The organism is Muribacter muris (genome assembly GCF_004569585.1).
Classification (GTDB): domain Bacteria; phylum Pseudomonadota; class Gammaproteobacteria; order Enterobacterales; family Pasteurellaceae; genus Muribacter; species Muribacter muris.
The window spans coordinates 93,772-107,934 of the sequence record NZ_SPPA01000002.1; the positions used below are offsets into that span (position 1 = coordinate 93,772).

A 14,163-nucleotide genomic window follows, 5' to 3' on the forward strand; every position below is an offset into this window, starting at 1 on the left:
TTTACCCCTGTCTAAAAATATGTTGGCTAAAAATATCTCGAATTTCGGACGGATTTTGCTCACCACCCGTTTCGGCATCTAATACGGGAAAATGTTCGCCGAACTGTGATCTGACTGCCTGTGCCGTGCGACAAGGTGTTTGACCGCTCAGATTTGCGCTGGTTGACGTCAAGGCAAAGCCGGTCGCTTGGCACAATTGGACGACCGCCGGTACACGGCATAGACGCAGAGCAAGGGTGTCGAATTGCCCTTTGAGATAGCGAGGTACACTTGCTTTTGCCGGCATTACCCAACTAATCGGGCGGGTTTGCGGTTGTTCGAACCGCTGCCAATGAAGGTCTGTTAAGCGGCTTTCGTCTAGGTAAGGCAGAAAAAAATCTCGGCTGGGGGCTACTAAAATCAGCCCTTTTTCGATGGAACGTTGCTTCAACGCGAGCAGGCGGTGAACGGCGTGTTCGCTGTTTGGGTTGCAGCCCAAGCCGAAAACCGCTTCTGTCGGATAAGCAACGACTTGATTTTGGGTTAATTGTTCAACAATTTGATCAAAAGAAAACATTATTCCGTTTCACTAAAAAGATGTTGGCATTGGCGGTTGGCGCATTGGTAAAAGGTGTTACCCCGTTGTTTCTTGAGGGTTGCCAGACCGCATTGGCAGACAGGGCAGACGATTTTTATCGGCTTGCTCGGCAAGGTGAATTTACATTTCGGGTAATCCCGGCAGCCGTAAAAGGTTTTGCCGTTTCGTCCGGTGCGGGCGACTAATGAGTGGCTGCGGCATTCCGGACAATCGAACGTTTCTTCGGCTGAAACGTCTTCTTGCACAATAAAATCGCAGTCGGGATAACGGCTACAACCGATAAAAATCCCGAACGCCCCTTGTTTGAGCTGCAAGACGCCTTCGCATTGCGGGCAAGATTGAGGCAGTGTTTTAATAACGTGATGACTTTGCTGCAGGGGTTTAAGGTATTGGCAGTCGGGGTAACGGCTGCACCCCAAAAACAGCCCTTGCTTGCCCCGCTTTATGTGCAAAGGGGCTTGGCAATCGGGGCAATTTTCAGTCTGGCGGGTAGATTCAAACAGGCTCATCAACTAACTCAAATTCAATCACAAACAGTTTGGACGGGTTCGGTAAATTGAACGGATCACTGCTTTCAGCTCGTCCAAACGCATATTCTCTTGTATGGCGTGGCGACTATTCAGATCGGTAAAATCAATCGGTATGACGGCTTTGACGTTAATGTGGGCGAACAAGCGGTCGGTTTCGAGCGTAAATACGCAAAGGGTTTGTCCCACCTGAAAATGCGATTCCATGTGATCCCGAATGGTAATGGTTTTTTTACCGCTCAGAATATCCGCTTCAAAACGGCTAAAAAAGGTGATCTTCTGCATAGTCGCCATTCATTAAGTGATCGAAATGATCCTGATAAAAACCACGGGACACTAAGTAACGCCACATTTTTTGCTTGGCTTTGTAATCCCAAACCGCAGGGCGCTTTTTTTCAAACATTTTTTCGGCAAGGGCAAACCAGTCGATCTCGGCATTATCCAGCGCTTGTGTAAGTAACCAATCTGCAATGCCCTTTTGCCGCAATTCTTGTTTTAAACGGCGAGGCCCATAGCCCTGTTGCGCTCGATAACGGATAAATACTGCACAAAAACGTTCATCACTCTGACAGCCGTTTTCAACCGCGCGGGCTAATGCCGGTTCAATATCGTCTTCCGGATACGCTTTTTGGCGGAGTTTTTGACGTAGCTCCGCTTGGCTATATTCTCGCTTGGCGAGTAAATAGAGAACGTAACTTTGGGCGGAATATTTTTGTGTCATTGTGTTGATCGTATCCTTAGCATACGGCTAAAAGCGGTCGATTGGCTTAAACTCGGTATGAGATATATCGGGAGAACGGTATGCCCTCCCGAGGTTAAAATAACCGTTTTTGTACGCTGTGCTATCTCATTTTGCAAACAACGCGTAAAAACCGACCGCTTGTCAGCAGATTACTCTTCGATAGAGCGGAGTAATTCGTTGATGCCGACTTTGCCACGGGTTTTTTCATCGACTTTTTTGACGATCACCGCACAGTAGAGGTTATATTTGCCGCATTTTGACGGTAGGCTGCCGGAAACGACTACCGATCCCGCCGGTACACGACCATAGTGGATTTCGCCGGTTTCACGATCGTAAATTTTGGTGGATTGACCGATGAAAACGCCCATTGAAATGACACAGCCGTCTTCAACAATCACACCTTCAACAATTTCGGAACGTGCGCCGATAAAGCAGTTATCGCCAATGATAGTCGGGTTGGCTTGCAACGGTTCTAACACGCCGCCAATGCCTACGCCGCCGGATAAATGCACGTTTTTGCCGATTTGCGCACAAGAGCCGACCGTTGCCCAAGTATCCACCATTGTGCCTTCGTCCACATAAGCCCCGATATTCACATAAGACGGCATTAACACGGTATTTTTAGCGATGTACGCCCCTTTACGTACGGTGGCGGACGGCACAACTCGGAAGCCTTCTTTTTGGAAACGGGCTTCGTCATAGTCGGCAAATTTGAGCGGCACTTTGTCGTAGTATTTCGTTTCAGCCCCGTCAATGATGTGGTTATCGTTGATACGGAATGAGAGCAATACCGCTTTTTTTAACCATTGATGCACTACCCATTCGCCGTCAATTTTTTCGGCAACACGGAATGAGCCGTTATCTAATCCTTCTAGAACCTCATTTACCGCTTGTTTTAATTCGGTATCCACATTGTTTGGGGTAATTTCCGCACGGCGCTCAAACGCCGCTTCGATAATCGCTTGTAATGACATTGACTTTCCTTATGTATTGATAATGAAAAAACGCCTGACTTTTTAGCACAGACACCGCACAATTTCCACAACATTTCACAAAATCCTGCGATAGACATTGCTACAAGCGGTGGATTGAAGGTGTTTTTTGACAAAAGTCGTTGTTGAAAAGTGAGAAATAGGTAGGCATAATGATAAAAATTTGGATGTTTTTCACCCGAAATTACAAAAAATGAAAATATTCTGCCTGCTATTTATACTTGTTCTTTCACCTGTTTCGGCTGCCAGTGAGGTGATTTTTTCGTGTTTGACTCAAAATGGGAAGCAGATTTCTATTGTGCAAATCGGCAACCAATATGAGTATCGCTTCGGGAAACGGAATAAACCTGAATTAGTGTTTCGAGATTTCGTACAAGAGGCAATTCAACGCTCACCAAAGTGGGAGGGTATTGGGCGTTATTTATGGACAAATTTAACCCTCAAAAACGGTGATACCTTTTATACCGCCAGAGTGGCGACAGACAGAATGACGGACGAGCACGAAACCGAATATAGCCTAGAAGTTTCAACGGAGGAGAAACATTTAGCAACGATAATGTGTTCTGCAAAGAGTGAACCGATCGTGAATTTTCCGGAAGCGCTTTTATTTTAGCTCAAGCGGTGAGTTATCGGTAAAATTTTGCAAAGCAGGGAAAAGCACGATTTTCCCTTTGACTATTTTGCTGGCAATCGGTAATATGCACACCCTATGCAAAAAGCAAAACTACCCCTGACTATTGACCCCTATAAAGATGCGCAACGGCGTATGGACTATGAGGGCTTGATTTCGGCAAGCCAGCTTAGTCGTTTGGGGGAATCGGTTGGAAATGTGCTAAGTGATGCACAGGTTACTTTATCGTTAGAGGTTGATCCACAACGGCTGACTGTGATTAGAGGCACGGCACGCATTGATGTGGAGCTAGACTGCCAACGTTGCGGTAACCCTTTTAAGCACACCCTTGACTGTACATTATGCTTCAGTCCGGTGGCAAATATGGATCAGGCGGACAAATTGCCCGAAGTTTATGAACCGATTGAACTGAATGCTTTCGGTGAAATAAATTTACTGGAAATGGTAGAAGACGAATTCATTCTATCGTTACCGTTAGTCCCGATGCATAGTGCTGAACACTGTGAAGTGTCCGTGGCAGAACAGGTTTTTGGCGAATTGCCGGAAAAACTGGCAAGTAAACCGAACCCGTTCGCCGTATTAGCTAATTTAAAGAAAAACTAGATCTAGGAGAAAAGCCCGTGGCTGTTCAACAAAATAAGAAATCTCGTTCACGTCGTGATATGCGTCGTTCACACGATGCATTAACTACGGCAGCGGTATCTGTCGATTCTCGTGGTGAAACCCATTTACGCCACCACGTGTCTGCAGACGGTTACTACCGTGGTCGTAAGATCAAATAATCCAATCATATCTTTCGAGGTATAATTTGGCTCGTCTAACCCTTGCGTTAGATGTAATGGGCGGGGACTTTGGTCCCCGTATTACTATTCCCGCAATCATATCGGCTTTGGCAGTTTATCCGAAGCTCACTTTTCTTCTATTTGGCGATCAATGTCAAATCCGCCCTTTATTACAGGCTTTACCGCCCGCCAGCCGACAACGTATCCGATTGGTTCATACCGCAAAAACCGTTGCTGACGATCTGCCATTTCGGCAGGCAATGCGTCAGAGCAAAGGCAGTGCAATGCAACTGGCGATTGAAGCGGTGGCAACCGGCGAAGCACAAGGCTGTGTCAGCGGCGGGAATACCGGCTTGCTGATGGCGCTTGCCAAGCAGCACATTTCGTTATTACCGAATATTGGACGACCGGCGCTGACCTCCCTTATACCGAGCTTAAACGGTCGCTCCGGCATTATGTTGGATTTAGGGGCAAATGTGGAGGCGGACAGTGAGTTGCTGTGCCAGTTTGCTGAGATGGGCAATATTTTTGCACAAGTGATGCTGGATTTGGTCTATCCCCGCTTGGCACTGTTGAATATCGGCACGGAAGAGTATAAGGGCAATCCGGCAATCCGTACCGCCCACCAGCAGTTAAAACAGGCACAACACCTCAACTATATCGGCTTTATGGAAGGCGATAAATTGCTGAATAATTATGCCGATGTGATTATTTGTGATGGATTTAGCGGTAATATTGCCTTGAAAACCTTAGAGGGTGCAGCACACAATTTATTGGTGTTTTTTAAGCCGCCTCAGCCGGATTCACATCTGTGCCGGCGGTTCAAGCGGGCGGTTATGCGTTTTATTTTTCAACGCTATTACCGAAAATTGCAACGTATCAATCCGGACAAACACAATGGTGCAACATTGCTCGGTTTATCGTCCGTGGTGGTGAAAAGCCACGGGAGTGCCGGTGCAAATGCATTTTTTTATGCCATTTTGCACGCAATTCAACAGATTGAAAATGAAATTCCTGCTAAAATTTCGCAAGGATTAAATCAATTATAAGAGTATAAAGTATGTACAGTTCAATTTTAGCGACCGGTAGCTATATGCCTGCGCAAATTCGCACCAATGCGGATTTAGAGAAAATGGTCGATACAACAGACGAGTGGATTGTTACCCGTTCGGGAATGAAAGAACGCCGTATTGCCGGTGCTGATGAAACCGTGGCAACAATGGGGGCGGCAGCGGCGAAAAATGCGTTAGCACAAGCCGCTATTGATCCGCAACAGATTGATTTAATTGTGGTTGGAACGACCAGCAACTCTCACGCTTATCCGAGTGCCGCCTGCCAAATTCAAGGAATGCTCGGCATTGACGATGCAATTTCCTTTGATGTGGCGGCAGCCTGTACCGGCTTTGTTTATGCGTTGAGTGTGGCGGATCAGTTTATACGCAGCGGCAAGGTGAAAAAAGCGTTAGTCATCGGCTCGGATCTCAACTCCCGCAAATTAGACGAAACGGATCGCAGCACAGTCGTATTGTTTGGTGATGGTGCAGGCGCGGTGATTTTAGAGGCAAGCGAACAACAAGGCATTATTTCAACCCACTTACACGCCTCGCCAGATACCAAATCTGCACTGGTTTTGCCGAATGAGATGCGGGGTGAAGCACAATCGGGCTTTATTGCAATGCAGGGCAATGCGACCTTCAAATTGGCGGTACGGGAACTAGCTAATGTGGTGGAAGAAACCTTAACGGAAAACGGCTTGGATAAGCGCGAGCTGGATTGGCTTGTGCCGCACCAAGCCAATTTGCGTATTATTGCGGCAACGGCGGAAAAATTGGCGATGTCGATGTATCAGGTAGTGGTAACGGTAGATCGCTACGGTAACACCAGTGCCGCGACCATTCCGGTAGCACTTGATGAAGCGGTGCGGGACGGGCGTATTCAGCGTGGGCAGCTATTATTGCTGGAGGCTTTCGGCGGCGGCTGGACGTGGGGATCGGCGTTAGTCCGTTTTTAACAAGCAGTTAATTTTGTAAATTTTAGGGTTGAATAGCTCACTTGCTATTTGGAAAATAAAATGGAAAAACAATTAAATTTTAATGAGATTATTGAACGTTCTCTAAAAATTCGTCAAGCTTATCATCAACTTGAACAACAATATCATGGTTCAACTTGGACGGTAGAGGAGGATGCACTAGCCTATTTAACCGATGCAGGTTTAGTTGGACGTTTAACAATGGCACAACAAGGGCGTTGGCTAAAATTAGATGATAATGTGGTAGATGAACTTTCCCATAAATTGAGTGAAAATATTTGGTGGCTAATTGTATTAGCTGATCGAATGGACATTGATTTGGGAAAATCAATTTCAGAATTTTTAGACGGTATGGAGAAACGGTTAATTAAATAATATGCATAAAATCACTTTTGCAGATAAAAAACGGAAAACCGTAGAACAAGCAGAATTTACCGCAGACGGACGCTATATGCGCAAAGTGCGCAGTTTTGTGTTACGCACCGGGCGGTTGAGCGATTTCCAACGGGATATGATGAATCATCACTGGGCGGATTTAGGCTTGGATTATCAAGCAATGCCGTTCGATTTCAACCAAATTTTCGGCAATGCCAATCCGGTCGTGTTGGAAATCGGCTTTGGAATGGGCAAATCTTTGGTTGAAATGGCGGCGCAAAATCCCGATCGCAATTATATCGGCATAGAAGTTCACACGCCTGGTGTCGGGGCGTGTATTGCCTATGCGGTTGAAAAGGGAGTCAAAAACCTGCGGGTCATTTGCCACGATGCGACCGAAATTTTACGGGATAGCATTGCCGATCAGTCCCTCGGCGGTTTACAGCTCTATTTCCCTGATCCGTGGCAAAAAGCCAAGCACCATAAACGCCGTATTGTACAGCCGGCTTTTATTGAGCGGGTATTACATAAATTGCGGTCAGACGGCTTTATTCATATGGCAACGGATTGGGAAAATTATGCGGAGTATATGTTAGCGGTACTACGCTCATTCCCTGAACTTAAAAATCAATCACCGAGTGGTGATTTTATTCCGCGTCCGGATTTTCGCCCTCTCACCAAATTTGAGGAACGCGGGCAGAAATTAGGACACGGCGTGTGGGATCTCTACTTTATTAAAGGATAAACCCAACAAAATTGTGCTAGAATAGCCACAATTTTATTGTCATTAAGGAGAACAAAAATGGCACAACCAACTCGTAATCGCAGACAGCGCAAGAAAATGCACCTTGCCGAATTCCAAGAATTAGGCTTTTTGGTGAAATTCCAATTTGCCGAAGGCACGGGCATTGACCAAATTGATGCGCTCGTAGATCGTTTTATTGATGAAGTGATCCGCCCGAACGGCTTAGCCTACGAAGGTTCAGGCTATTTACATTGGGAAGGCTTAGTTTGCCTTGAGAAAATGGGCAAATGCGATGACTCTCACCGTCAATTAGTGCAAAAATGGTTAGCGGATAACGGTTTAATTGAAATCGAGGTCAGCGAATTGTTTGATATTTGGTGGGATTTACCGATCAATCAATAATCCTTTCTTGTCATAATGTGCCTAAAATTATCCCTCCGATGATTTTAGGTCATTTATTTTCGTTGTTACGCTTATCGCCCTGATTAAAGGAAGAAAAATGGCGGAAAATCAACCTGTTAAACGGATCACCCTCAATGATATTGCACGGTTAAGCGGTGTGTCGAAAACCACGGCGAGTATGGTGCTGAACGGGCAATCGGAACAATTTCGCATCAAGTCGGAGACCCGTCAGAGAGTATGCCAAATTGCCCGCCAGTACGGCTACCGTGCCAATGCCTATGCCAAAGGGTTAAAATTACAGCGTACCAACGTTGTCGGCTTGATTGTGCCGGATCTCGCCAATTACGGTTTTGCATCAACCGCCAAGTATTTGGAAAAATTATGCCGTGATAGCGGCTTACTGCTGGTGATTGCCTGCTCGGACGACAATCCCGTCCAAGAAAAATTAGCGATAGAACGTTTACTCGACCGCCAAATCGACCTCATTATCACCGCACCCACCCATCAAGATCCGAAGTATTACAAATCCGTGTTAAAGCAGACCGCCCTATTACAGCTCGACCGCTTTGTGCCGCAGCTTGATCTCTGCTACGCGATTAGTGATGACACACCAAAGATTGCACAGCTTGTGCAGCGGGTGATTACCACCAATCATTTAAGCGAATATTTTTATTTTGGCGGGCAGCTCTCCCTTTCGCCGAGCCAATCCCGTTTGGCTGGTTTTTGTCAGGGGCTTGCCGAGGGCGGTTTGGGTGAACAGCCTGACTGGATTTTACACCGAGATTACCGCCCCGAATCGGGCTATCGGCTGATGCAATCCTTAGTCGAACGGCTGGGGCGTTTACCTCAAGCGGTCTTTACCGCCTCTTATACCATTTTGGAAGGGGTGTTGCACTATCTGACCGAATATCAACAAATGGATAAATTGCTCAATCGCCAGTTACAGCTTGCGACATTTGACGATCACGCCCTGCTTAATGCCTTGCCTTTTCATATCCATTCTATCAAGCAGGATCACGAGCAGATCGCCAAACAAGTTTTCACACTGATTCAGCAAACCCTACAAGGTAAAACGCTTAAACCGATAAAAGTCCCCTGTGAAATTATTTGGCGAGGTTAAATAATCTGGTACAGTAAAAGAATAAAGCCTATACAATAGTAGGCATAGGCTTGGTTTTAGATATTTATTTTGGATTACCTTATATAACTAGACTAAATTCCCTTTAACCAATCGTTTTAAAATGGAAATTTGATTTAGGGTTAGTTTTTCAATTAGGTAAACCATATTCATTTTCAACATCACTTGGCTAGCAAGCTAAGTATATAAACAACCCAATATTTACTATTAAAATGAAACCTCCATATGGCCATGAATAATCTGCATATGGCGAATCAGCTATCAATTGGTTATAAATAGCAACTATATAATCAGAAAAATAATAATCAGCAACATTTAGTAAGTAAATAAAAATAGATAATCCGCCAGATATACCCACATCATGAGAACGCCTGATGAAAATAAATAAAATAGGAAGTTTAATAAAAAGATGATCTATAATTACTAGTAGATCTGTTAGAGAATAAAAATTAAGGGATGGATATGCTCCTGTTAATTTAAGAGAAATAAATAATAGTAAAATTCGAGTAAGTTAAAATAAAGAAAAACAAAAAATATAAACTCTCTTCTTGTTGCTCTTCCAGAATAATTAAAGAAATTATAAAATGATCTCGTTAAATCCTTCACTAGTACATTCCTCGATTATTCATTTTCTGTAGATTATCACAGGATTCTTTTATATTTAGATTACAAGCCTTAGAAAAGTAGAATCTGGCTTGAGTATAATCAGTTTCGACACCTTGCCCTCTTATGTAGGATAAAGCAAGATTATGCATTGCATAGGGATTATTTTGTTCTATCGCTTTTTTATACCAATGGTTAGCTAATCTATAATCTTGAGGCATACCATAACTACCATCAGCGTAACGAATACCTAGCTCAACCTGTGAGCTGGCATCTCCATTTTGAGCTTTTTCAATTATTTCAGATCGATCACTAACTGAGGATAATTTGTGAATGCAAATAAAGCCACTGTAATAAAAAATATAGCACTGAATAGACTTAAAATACTGCCAATAATTTTTTCTTTCATTATAACCACCCAAATAAATACATTAGACCTCTGATTATTCCAACAAAAAGTGTATAAATATCTAATGCTGCCCACATTATTTCATCAGCTTTAAAATCTTTAAATGCTGCATAGACACAAAGAGGAAACGTAAGTAATCCCCAAGTACTAGTGATTAACATATATAAAAAAGTGAGTAATTCACCAAATTTATTCATTTTTGCTCCTATATTTTATAAAATAAAATTATTCTATCGACTCATCTTCTTCAACTAAATCAAGATTTGTGATAAATCCATTGCCAAAATAATGTTTGTATAATACATCACAAATATATTCTGATAAGGTACAATTATTTAGATTAGCTAATTTTTCTAAATCCTCTTTTAATTTTTTATTGCAGGCAATTTTAGAGGGTGTGTTTTTCTTTCCCAAGATAAGCATTTCCACATTTACTTTGGCATCAGAAATAGAAAATTTAATCTTTCGCTCGTAGTATTTTTTGCGCATTTCCCTTACCGCAATTTTTCCATAACAATGTTCTATTAGAATTTCACGAATACTATTTGCAATAGAAGAATAACTATTGTCAGAAATATACTGATAGAGAATATTTGGAAGCCAAATTCTAATTTCAGTATTAAACTCTTTATCTAAATTAGGTAAACTTTCTCCTGTTTCTATTACTTCTCTGATACCTTTTAATCGAATATCTTTATTTTCGTTTAAGAATTTTAAGATTTCTTGTTTTAGTTCTTCCCGATTATCTGTATTAATGTCAAATAGCAACCACACTTTAATAATTTCCTAACTAAGCTATTAGTTTTATTAATCATACTATATCTCAGTGTTACTTACATTAAAAATCATAGAGTCTTTTTAGTTCAAAAAACAACCTGTTCTATCTGTATGAATACTTCTTTACTCCTATATAGTTGATGTAATAGACAGAAAATAAAAAAATAGTTATTCTAATTTTGGATTTGCAGGTTAGTATAAAATTTTAACTTGTTTAAGTTTTTGGGTTTAAATGCTAAATTTAGTTGATTTTTTAAAATTTTAGACTAAGTAATTGCAATTTTATTCTCTGATTTTTTCACTTTTCACTATTTACTTTTTGTGTATTATTCGGCATAGTCTCTCGCCATTGAGTATGCTAACGCTTTTAGGCATACGAAAATATCGATTATTCTAAACTCTTCTTTATCATTGTTACCTAAGGTTGAAAATAATAATGATTCTGTAAGAGGTTCATTTACTAGCTATTTTTTCAATATTTGGAAATAAGTAATTGGGATAATTAAAAAGCATAACAATTTTTATTTTGAGGATATTACCGTGTCTAATATGCAACACACTAGCGAGCCGAAACGGGAAACGTTTTCCGGCCGCAGAGCATTTATTATCGCTGCCATCGGCTCGGCGGTCGGGCTTGGCAACATTTGGCGCTTCCCTTATACCACCTATGAAAACGGCGGCGGGGCGTTTATCATTCCTTACCTTGTCGCTTTGCTGACGGCAGGGATTCCGCTGTTATTTTTAGATTATGCGATTGGCCATCGCCACCGTGGCGGTGCGCCGTTGTCTTACCGCCGCTTTAACCGCCATTTTGAAACTTTCGGCTGGTGGCAAGTGCTGGTGAACGTGATTATCGGTATTTACTATGCGGTCGTACTCGGCTGGGCAGCGGTTTATACCTATTTCTCGGTGAACGGGGCGTGGGGCGATAAACCGATCGATTTCTTCATCGGTGAATTTTTGAAAATGGGCGATATTAGCCAAGGGGTGAGCTTTGAGTTTGTCGGAATGGTTACCGGCCCATTGATTGCTGTGTGGTTGGTGGCACTTGCTGTGTTGGCTCTCGGTGTACAAAAAGGGATTGCCAAATCCTCCGGTATTTTAATGCCAATATTGATCGTGATGTTCCTTGTATTAGTCGTGTCTTCACTCTTTTTACCGGGAGCGGCAAAAGGGTTAGATGCGTTGTTTACCCCAAATTGGGATAAACTCACCGATCCGAGCGTGTGGATCGCTGCCTACGGGCAAATTTTCTTCTCGTTGTCGATCTGCTTCGGGATTATGATTACCTACGCCTCCTACTTGAAGAAAAATTCCGATTTAACCGGCAGTGGCTTGGTTGTTGGGTTTGCGAACAGCAGTTTTGAGGTTCTAGCAGGGATCGGGGTATTTGCCGCCCTTGGTTTTATGGCTGTTTCCGCCGGTCAGGAAGTGAGTGAGGTGGCAAAAGGCGGTATCGGTTTAGCCTTCTTTGCGTTCCCAACCATTATCAACCAAGCCCCGTTCGGCGAAGTGCTGGGGGTATTATTCTTCGGCTCGCTTACCTTTGCGGCATTAACCTCGTTCATTTCGGTGATTGAAGTGATTATTTCGGCGGTGCAGGATAAATTACAGATCGGACGGGTGAAAGTAACTTTCATTGTCGGCTTACCGATGATGCTCGTGTCCGTCGTGTTATTCGGCACGACCACCGGTTTGCCAATGCTGGACGTAATGGATAAATTCGTGAACTATTTCGGCATTGTTGCAGTGGCGTTTGTATCGTTGATTGCGATTGTGGCAAACGAAAAACTCGGCTTACTCGGCGATCACCTTAACGAAACCTCGTCATTTAAAGTCGGCTTTTTATGGCGGTTATGTATTGTAGTAACGACCGGTATTCTTGCTTTTATGTTATTCAGCGAAGGGGCGAAAGTCTTCTCGGAAGGTTATGAAGGCTACCCACGCTGGTTTGTGAATACCTTTGGCTGGGGAATGGCGATTGGATTAGTCGTTGTGGCATTCCTACTTTCCCGTCTCAAATGGAAAAATGAAGATACCGCAGTAACAGGAGAATAAAAATGAGTAGCAGCGCAATTATTATGATGATTATCGCCCTTGTGGTAATTTGGGGCGGGCTGATTTACTCGGTAAAACGCTTACCGAAAGAAGATTAAGCCTTGTTATATTGATCTCTTATCTGACCGCTTGTTGAGCAATCGACAAGCGGTTTTATTTTGCCGAAATGTTGCAAAATTGACATTTAATTTTTTATTGAAAATAAAAGGTATAAAAAATCAGCAAATGTGAAATTTTATCGCTAAAAAATGTGAACTAGATCACGTTTTTACGGAATTTCGATTGCTGAAACGCCACCTTTCTTTACAATTACGCCGATTTCACTCTATTTGAAAATAAGTTTACCGATTTACAATTTCTTCATATTAAGGAGTAACAATGAGTATTGCTATTATCATAGCAACCCACGGTGTCGCCGCCGAGCAACTTCTCAAAACCACCGAGATGTTGATTGGGGAACAAAGCGATGTAGCGACCATCGACTTTGTGCCGGGCGAGAATGCCGAAACGATTATGACCAAGTATCAGGCGAAATTAGCCAACGAGCTTGCCCATTGCGAGCAGGTACTCTTTTTAGTGGATACTTGGGGCGGCAGCCCGTTTAATGCAGCAAACCGTGTTGCCGAGGGCAAAGACAATATGGATATTGTTACGGGCGTAAACGTGCCGATGTTGGTGGAAACCTTTATGGCGCGTGATGACGGCCCGTCCCTTGATGAGCTGATTGAAGTGGCGTTGGAAACCGGTCGTTTAGGTGTGCGTGCGTTACGTTATCAAGAAAAAGACGCGGACGCTCCCGTTGCAAAAAACGAGCCGAATCCGACCGCTAGTCAGCCTGCCGAGCCGGCGAAAGTGGAAGCGAACGGTGTCGGGCATTTAACCATCGGTTTAGCCCGTATTGATGACCGCTTAATTCACGGTCAGGTGGCAACCCGCTGGACAAAAGAGAGCCGAGTTTCTCGCATCGTGGTGGTGAACGATGATGTGGCAAAAGACAGCGTACGTTCCACAATGCTGAAAAGCGTTGCACCGCCGGGGGTAACGGCTCACGTGGTGAATGTGGAAAAGATGATCCGTGTTTACAATAACGCGGAATATGCCGGCGAGCGAATGATGCTGCTGTTCACTAACCCAAGCGACGTTGTGCGTTTAATGGAGGCTGGGGTCGATTTTAAATCAATCAATATCGGCGGAATGGCATACCGTGATGGTAAGAAGATGATTACCAGTGCAGTTGCCGTGGATGATAACGATATTGAGGCATTCAAAACCCTTGATGCGAAAGGCATTGAATTGGACGTTCGCAAAGTTTCAAACGACAGCCGTCAATATATGATGGATTTACTCAAGAAAAATAACTTAATCTAAGGAATTGA

The 14,163-nt window shown here is 43.4% G+C and carries 19 protein-coding genes and 1 pseudogene; 12 read left to right on the forward strand and 8 right to left on the reverse strand.

Annotated elements, in window-relative coordinates; translation table 11 throughout:
• Position 1: 1 nt before the first annotated feature.
• The 5 genes and pseudogenes from E4T80_RS01300 to dapD form a co-directional block, all read right to left on the reverse strand.
• Positions 2 to 556, reverse strand: coding sequence for a Sua5/YciO/YrdC/YwlC family protein (locus tag E4T80_RS01300; RefSeq protein WP_135054241.1), 555 nt, complete (start codon positions 554 to 556; stop codon positions 2 to 4).
• On the reverse strand, positions 556 to 1,086 hold the full coding sequence (locus tag E4T80_RS01305; RefSeq protein WP_135054243.1) for a DNA topoisomerase family protein: 531 nt from the start codon (positions 1,084 to 1,086) through the stop codon (positions 556 to 558). Before E4T80_RS01305 ends, E4T80_RS01300 begins: the two co-directional genes overlap by 1 nt.
• Positions 1,073 to 1,389, reverse strand: a pseudogene (gene yqfB / locus E4T80_RS01310) (N(4)-acetylcytidine aminohydrolase). Before yqfB ends, E4T80_RS01305 begins: the two are co-directional and overlap by 14 nt.
• Complete coding sequence (recX, locus tag E4T80_RS01315) at positions 1,367 to 1,825, reverse strand: recombination regulator RecX (protein WP_135054245.1); 459 nt, start codon at positions 1,823 to 1,825, stop codon at positions 1,367 to 1,369. Before recX ends, yqfB begins: the two are co-directional and overlap by 23 nt.
• A gap of 170 nt (positions 1,826 to 1,995) precedes the next feature.
• Positions 1,996 to 2,820, reverse strand: a complete 825-nt coding sequence (gene dapD, locus E4T80_RS01320; protein ID WP_135054247.1) for a 2,3,4,5-tetrahydropyridine-2,6-dicarboxylate N-succinyltransferase — start codon at positions 2,818 to 2,820, stop codon at positions 1,996 to 1,998.
• A gap of 286 nt (positions 2,821 to 3,106) precedes the next feature.
• Between dapD and E4T80_RS01325 the strand changes: the two genes are divergently transcribed.
• From E4T80_RS01325 to E4T80_RS01365, 9 genes are all read left to right on the forward strand, one after another.
• Positions 3,107 to 3,451 (forward strand): hypothetical protein, encoded by a 345-nt coding sequence (locus E4T80_RS01325; RefSeq protein WP_135054249.1) that lies wholly within the window; start codon positions 3,107 to 3,109, stop codon positions 3,449 to 3,451.
• Positions 3,452 to 3,547: 96 nt separating this feature from the next.
• A complete protein-coding gene (gene yceD, locus E4T80_RS01330) occupies positions 3,548 to 4,072 on the forward strand; it encodes a 23S rRNA accumulation protein YceD (RefSeq protein ID WP_135054251.1) in 525 nt (174 codons plus the stop codon).
• A gap of 17 nt (positions 4,073 to 4,089) precedes the next feature.
• Positions 4,090 to 4,251 (forward strand): 50S ribosomal protein L32, encoded by a 162-nt coding sequence (rpmF, locus tag E4T80_RS01335; RefSeq protein WP_084724243.1) that lies wholly within the window; start codon positions 4,090 to 4,092, stop codon positions 4,249 to 4,251.
• Between the two features lie 26 nt (positions 4,252 to 4,277).
• On the forward strand, positions 4,278 to 5,300 hold the full coding sequence (plsX, locus tag E4T80_RS01340) for a phosphate acyltransferase PlsX (protein ID WP_135054253.1): 1,023 nt from the start codon (positions 4,278 to 4,280) through the stop codon (positions 5,298 to 5,300).
• Positions 5,301 to 5,311: 11 nt separating this feature from the next.
• Positions 5,312 to 6,262 (forward strand): beta-ketoacyl-ACP synthase III, encoded by a 951-nt coding sequence (locus E4T80_RS01345; protein WP_135054255.1) that lies wholly within the window; start codon positions 5,312 to 5,314, stop codon positions 6,260 to 6,262.
• 60 nt (positions 6,263 to 6,322) lie between these two features.
• Complete coding sequence (locus E4T80_RS01350) at positions 6,323 to 6,655, forward strand: nucleoside triphosphate pyrophosphohydrolase family protein (protein ID WP_135054257.1); 333 nt, start codon at positions 6,323 to 6,325, stop codon at positions 6,653 to 6,655.
• A gap of 1 nt (position 6,656) precedes the next feature.
• Positions 6,657 to 7,400 carry a tRNA (guanosine(46)-N7)-methyltransferase TrmB gene (gene trmB / locus E4T80_RS01355; protein ID WP_135054259.1) on the forward strand — a complete coding sequence of 248 codons (744 nt, stop codon included), beginning with the start codon at positions 6,657 to 6,659 and terminating at the stop codon, positions 7,398 to 7,400.
• 57 nt (positions 7,401 to 7,457) lie between these two features.
• Complete coding sequence (locus tag E4T80_RS01360; RefSeq protein ID WP_047976503.1) at positions 7,458 to 7,802, forward strand: YggL family protein; 345 nt, start codon at positions 7,458 to 7,460, stop codon at positions 7,800 to 7,802.
• Positions 7,803 to 7,899: 97 nt separating this feature from the next.
• Positions 7,900 to 8,922 carry a LacI family DNA-binding transcriptional regulator gene (locus E4T80_RS01365; RefSeq protein WP_135054261.1) on the forward strand — a complete coding sequence of 341 codons (1,023 nt, stop codon included), beginning with the start codon at positions 7,900 to 7,902 and terminating at the stop codon, positions 8,920 to 8,922.
• Positions 8,923 to 9,545: 623 nt separating this feature from the next.
• Here the strand turns inward: E4T80_RS01365 and E4T80_RS01370 are convergent.
• Genes E4T80_RS01370 through E4T80_RS01380 form a run of 3 tightly spaced genes read right to left on the reverse strand, consistent with a single transcriptional unit; the run spans position 9,546 to position 10,726 of the window.
• Entirely contained in the window at positions 9,546 to 9,965 is a 420-nt protein-coding gene (locus tag E4T80_RS01370; RefSeq protein ID WP_135054263.1) for a tetratricopeptide repeat protein, read from the reverse strand.
• Positions 9,952 to 10,149, reverse strand: a complete 198-nt coding sequence (locus E4T80_RS01375) for a hypothetical protein (protein ID WP_135054265.1) — start codon at positions 10,147 to 10,149, stop codon at positions 9,952 to 9,954. The genes E4T80_RS01370 and E4T80_RS01375 overlap by 14 nt, the downstream gene beginning before the upstream one ends.
• Before the next feature lie 28 nt (positions 10,150 to 10,177).
• A complete protein-coding gene (locus E4T80_RS01380) occupies positions 10,178 to 10,726 on the reverse strand; it encodes a hypothetical protein (RefSeq protein WP_135054267.1) in 549 nt (182 codons plus the stop codon).
• 552 nt (positions 10,727 to 11,278) lie between these two features.
• On the opposite strand from E4T80_RS01380, the gene E4T80_RS01385 reads away from it, so the two are divergent.
• From E4T80_RS01385 to manX, 3 genes are all read left to right on the forward strand, one after another.
• Complete coding sequence (locus E4T80_RS01385) at positions 11,279 to 12,787, forward strand: sodium-dependent transporter (protein WP_135054269.1); 1,509 nt, start codon at positions 11,279 to 11,281, stop codon at positions 12,785 to 12,787.
• A gap of 2 nt (positions 12,788 to 12,789) precedes the next feature.
• The gene (locus tag E4T80_RS01390) at positions 12,790 to 12,885 is read left to right on the forward strand and encodes a methionine/alanine import family NSS transporter small subunit (RefSeq protein ID WP_047976506.1); all 96 of its coding nucleotides are present in this window, start codon (positions 12,790 to 12,792) and stop codon (positions 12,883 to 12,885) included.
• Positions 12,886 to 13,165: 280 nt separating this feature from the next.
• Positions 13,166 to 14,155, forward strand: a complete 990-nt coding sequence (gene manX / locus E4T80_RS01395) for a PTS mannose transporter subunit IIAB (protein ID WP_135054271.1) — start codon at positions 13,166 to 13,168, stop codon at positions 14,153 to 14,155.
• Positions 14,156 to 14,163: the final 8 nt, after the last annotated feature.

Bases quoted from the DNA above. Each gene is read 5' to 3' on its own strand.
- E4T80_RS01300 (WP_135054241.1), bottom strand. From the start codon at position 556: ATGTTTTCTTTTGATCAAATTGTTGAACAATTAACCCAAAATCAAGTC.
- E4T80_RS01305 (WP_135054243.1), bottom strand. From the start codon at position 1,086: ATGAGCCTGTTTGAATCTACCCGCCAGACTGAAAATTGCCCCGATTGC.
- recX (WP_135054245.1), bottom strand. From the start codon at position 1,825: ATGACACAAAAATATTCCGCCCAAAGTTACGTTCTCTATTTACTCGCC.
- dapD (WP_135054247.1), bottom strand. From the start codon at position 2,820: ATGTCATTACAAGCGATTATCGAAGCGGCGTTTGAGCGCCGTGCGGAA.
- yceD (WP_135054251.1), top strand. From the start codon at position 3,548: ATGCAAAAAGCAAAACTACCCCTGACTATTGACCCCTATAAAGATGCG.
- E4T80_RS01345 (WP_135054255.1), top strand. From the start codon at position 5,312: ATGTACAGTTCAATTTTAGCGACCGGTAGCTATATGCCTGCGCAAATT.
- E4T80_RS01350 (WP_135054257.1), top strand. From the start codon at position 6,323: ATGGAAAAACAATTAAATTTTAATGAGATTATTGAACGTTCTCTAAAA.
- trmB (WP_135054259.1), top strand. From the start codon at position 6,657: ATGCATAAAATCACTTTTGCAGATAAAAAACGGAAAACCGTAGAACAA.
- E4T80_RS01360 (WP_047976503.1), top strand. From the start codon at position 7,458: ATGGCACAACCAACTCGTAATCGCAGACAGCGCAAGAAAATGCACCTT.
- E4T80_RS01365 (WP_135054261.1), top strand. From the start codon at position 7,900: ATGGCGGAAAATCAACCTGTTAAACGGATCACCCTCAATGATATTGCA.
- E4T80_RS01375 (WP_135054265.1), bottom strand. From the start codon at position 10,149: ATGAATAAATTTGGTGAATTACTCACTTTTTTATATATGTTAATCACT.
- E4T80_RS01385 (WP_135054269.1), top strand. From the start codon at position 11,279: ATGCAACACACTAGCGAGCCGAAACGGGAAACGTTTTCCGGCCGCAGA.
- E4T80_RS01390 (WP_047976506.1), top strand. From the start codon at position 12,790: ATGAGTAGCAGCGCAATTATTATGATGATTATCGCCCTTGTGGTAATT.
- manX (WP_135054271.1), top strand. From the start codon at position 13,166: ATGAGTATTGCTATTATCATAGCAACCCACGGTGTCGCCGCCGAGCAA.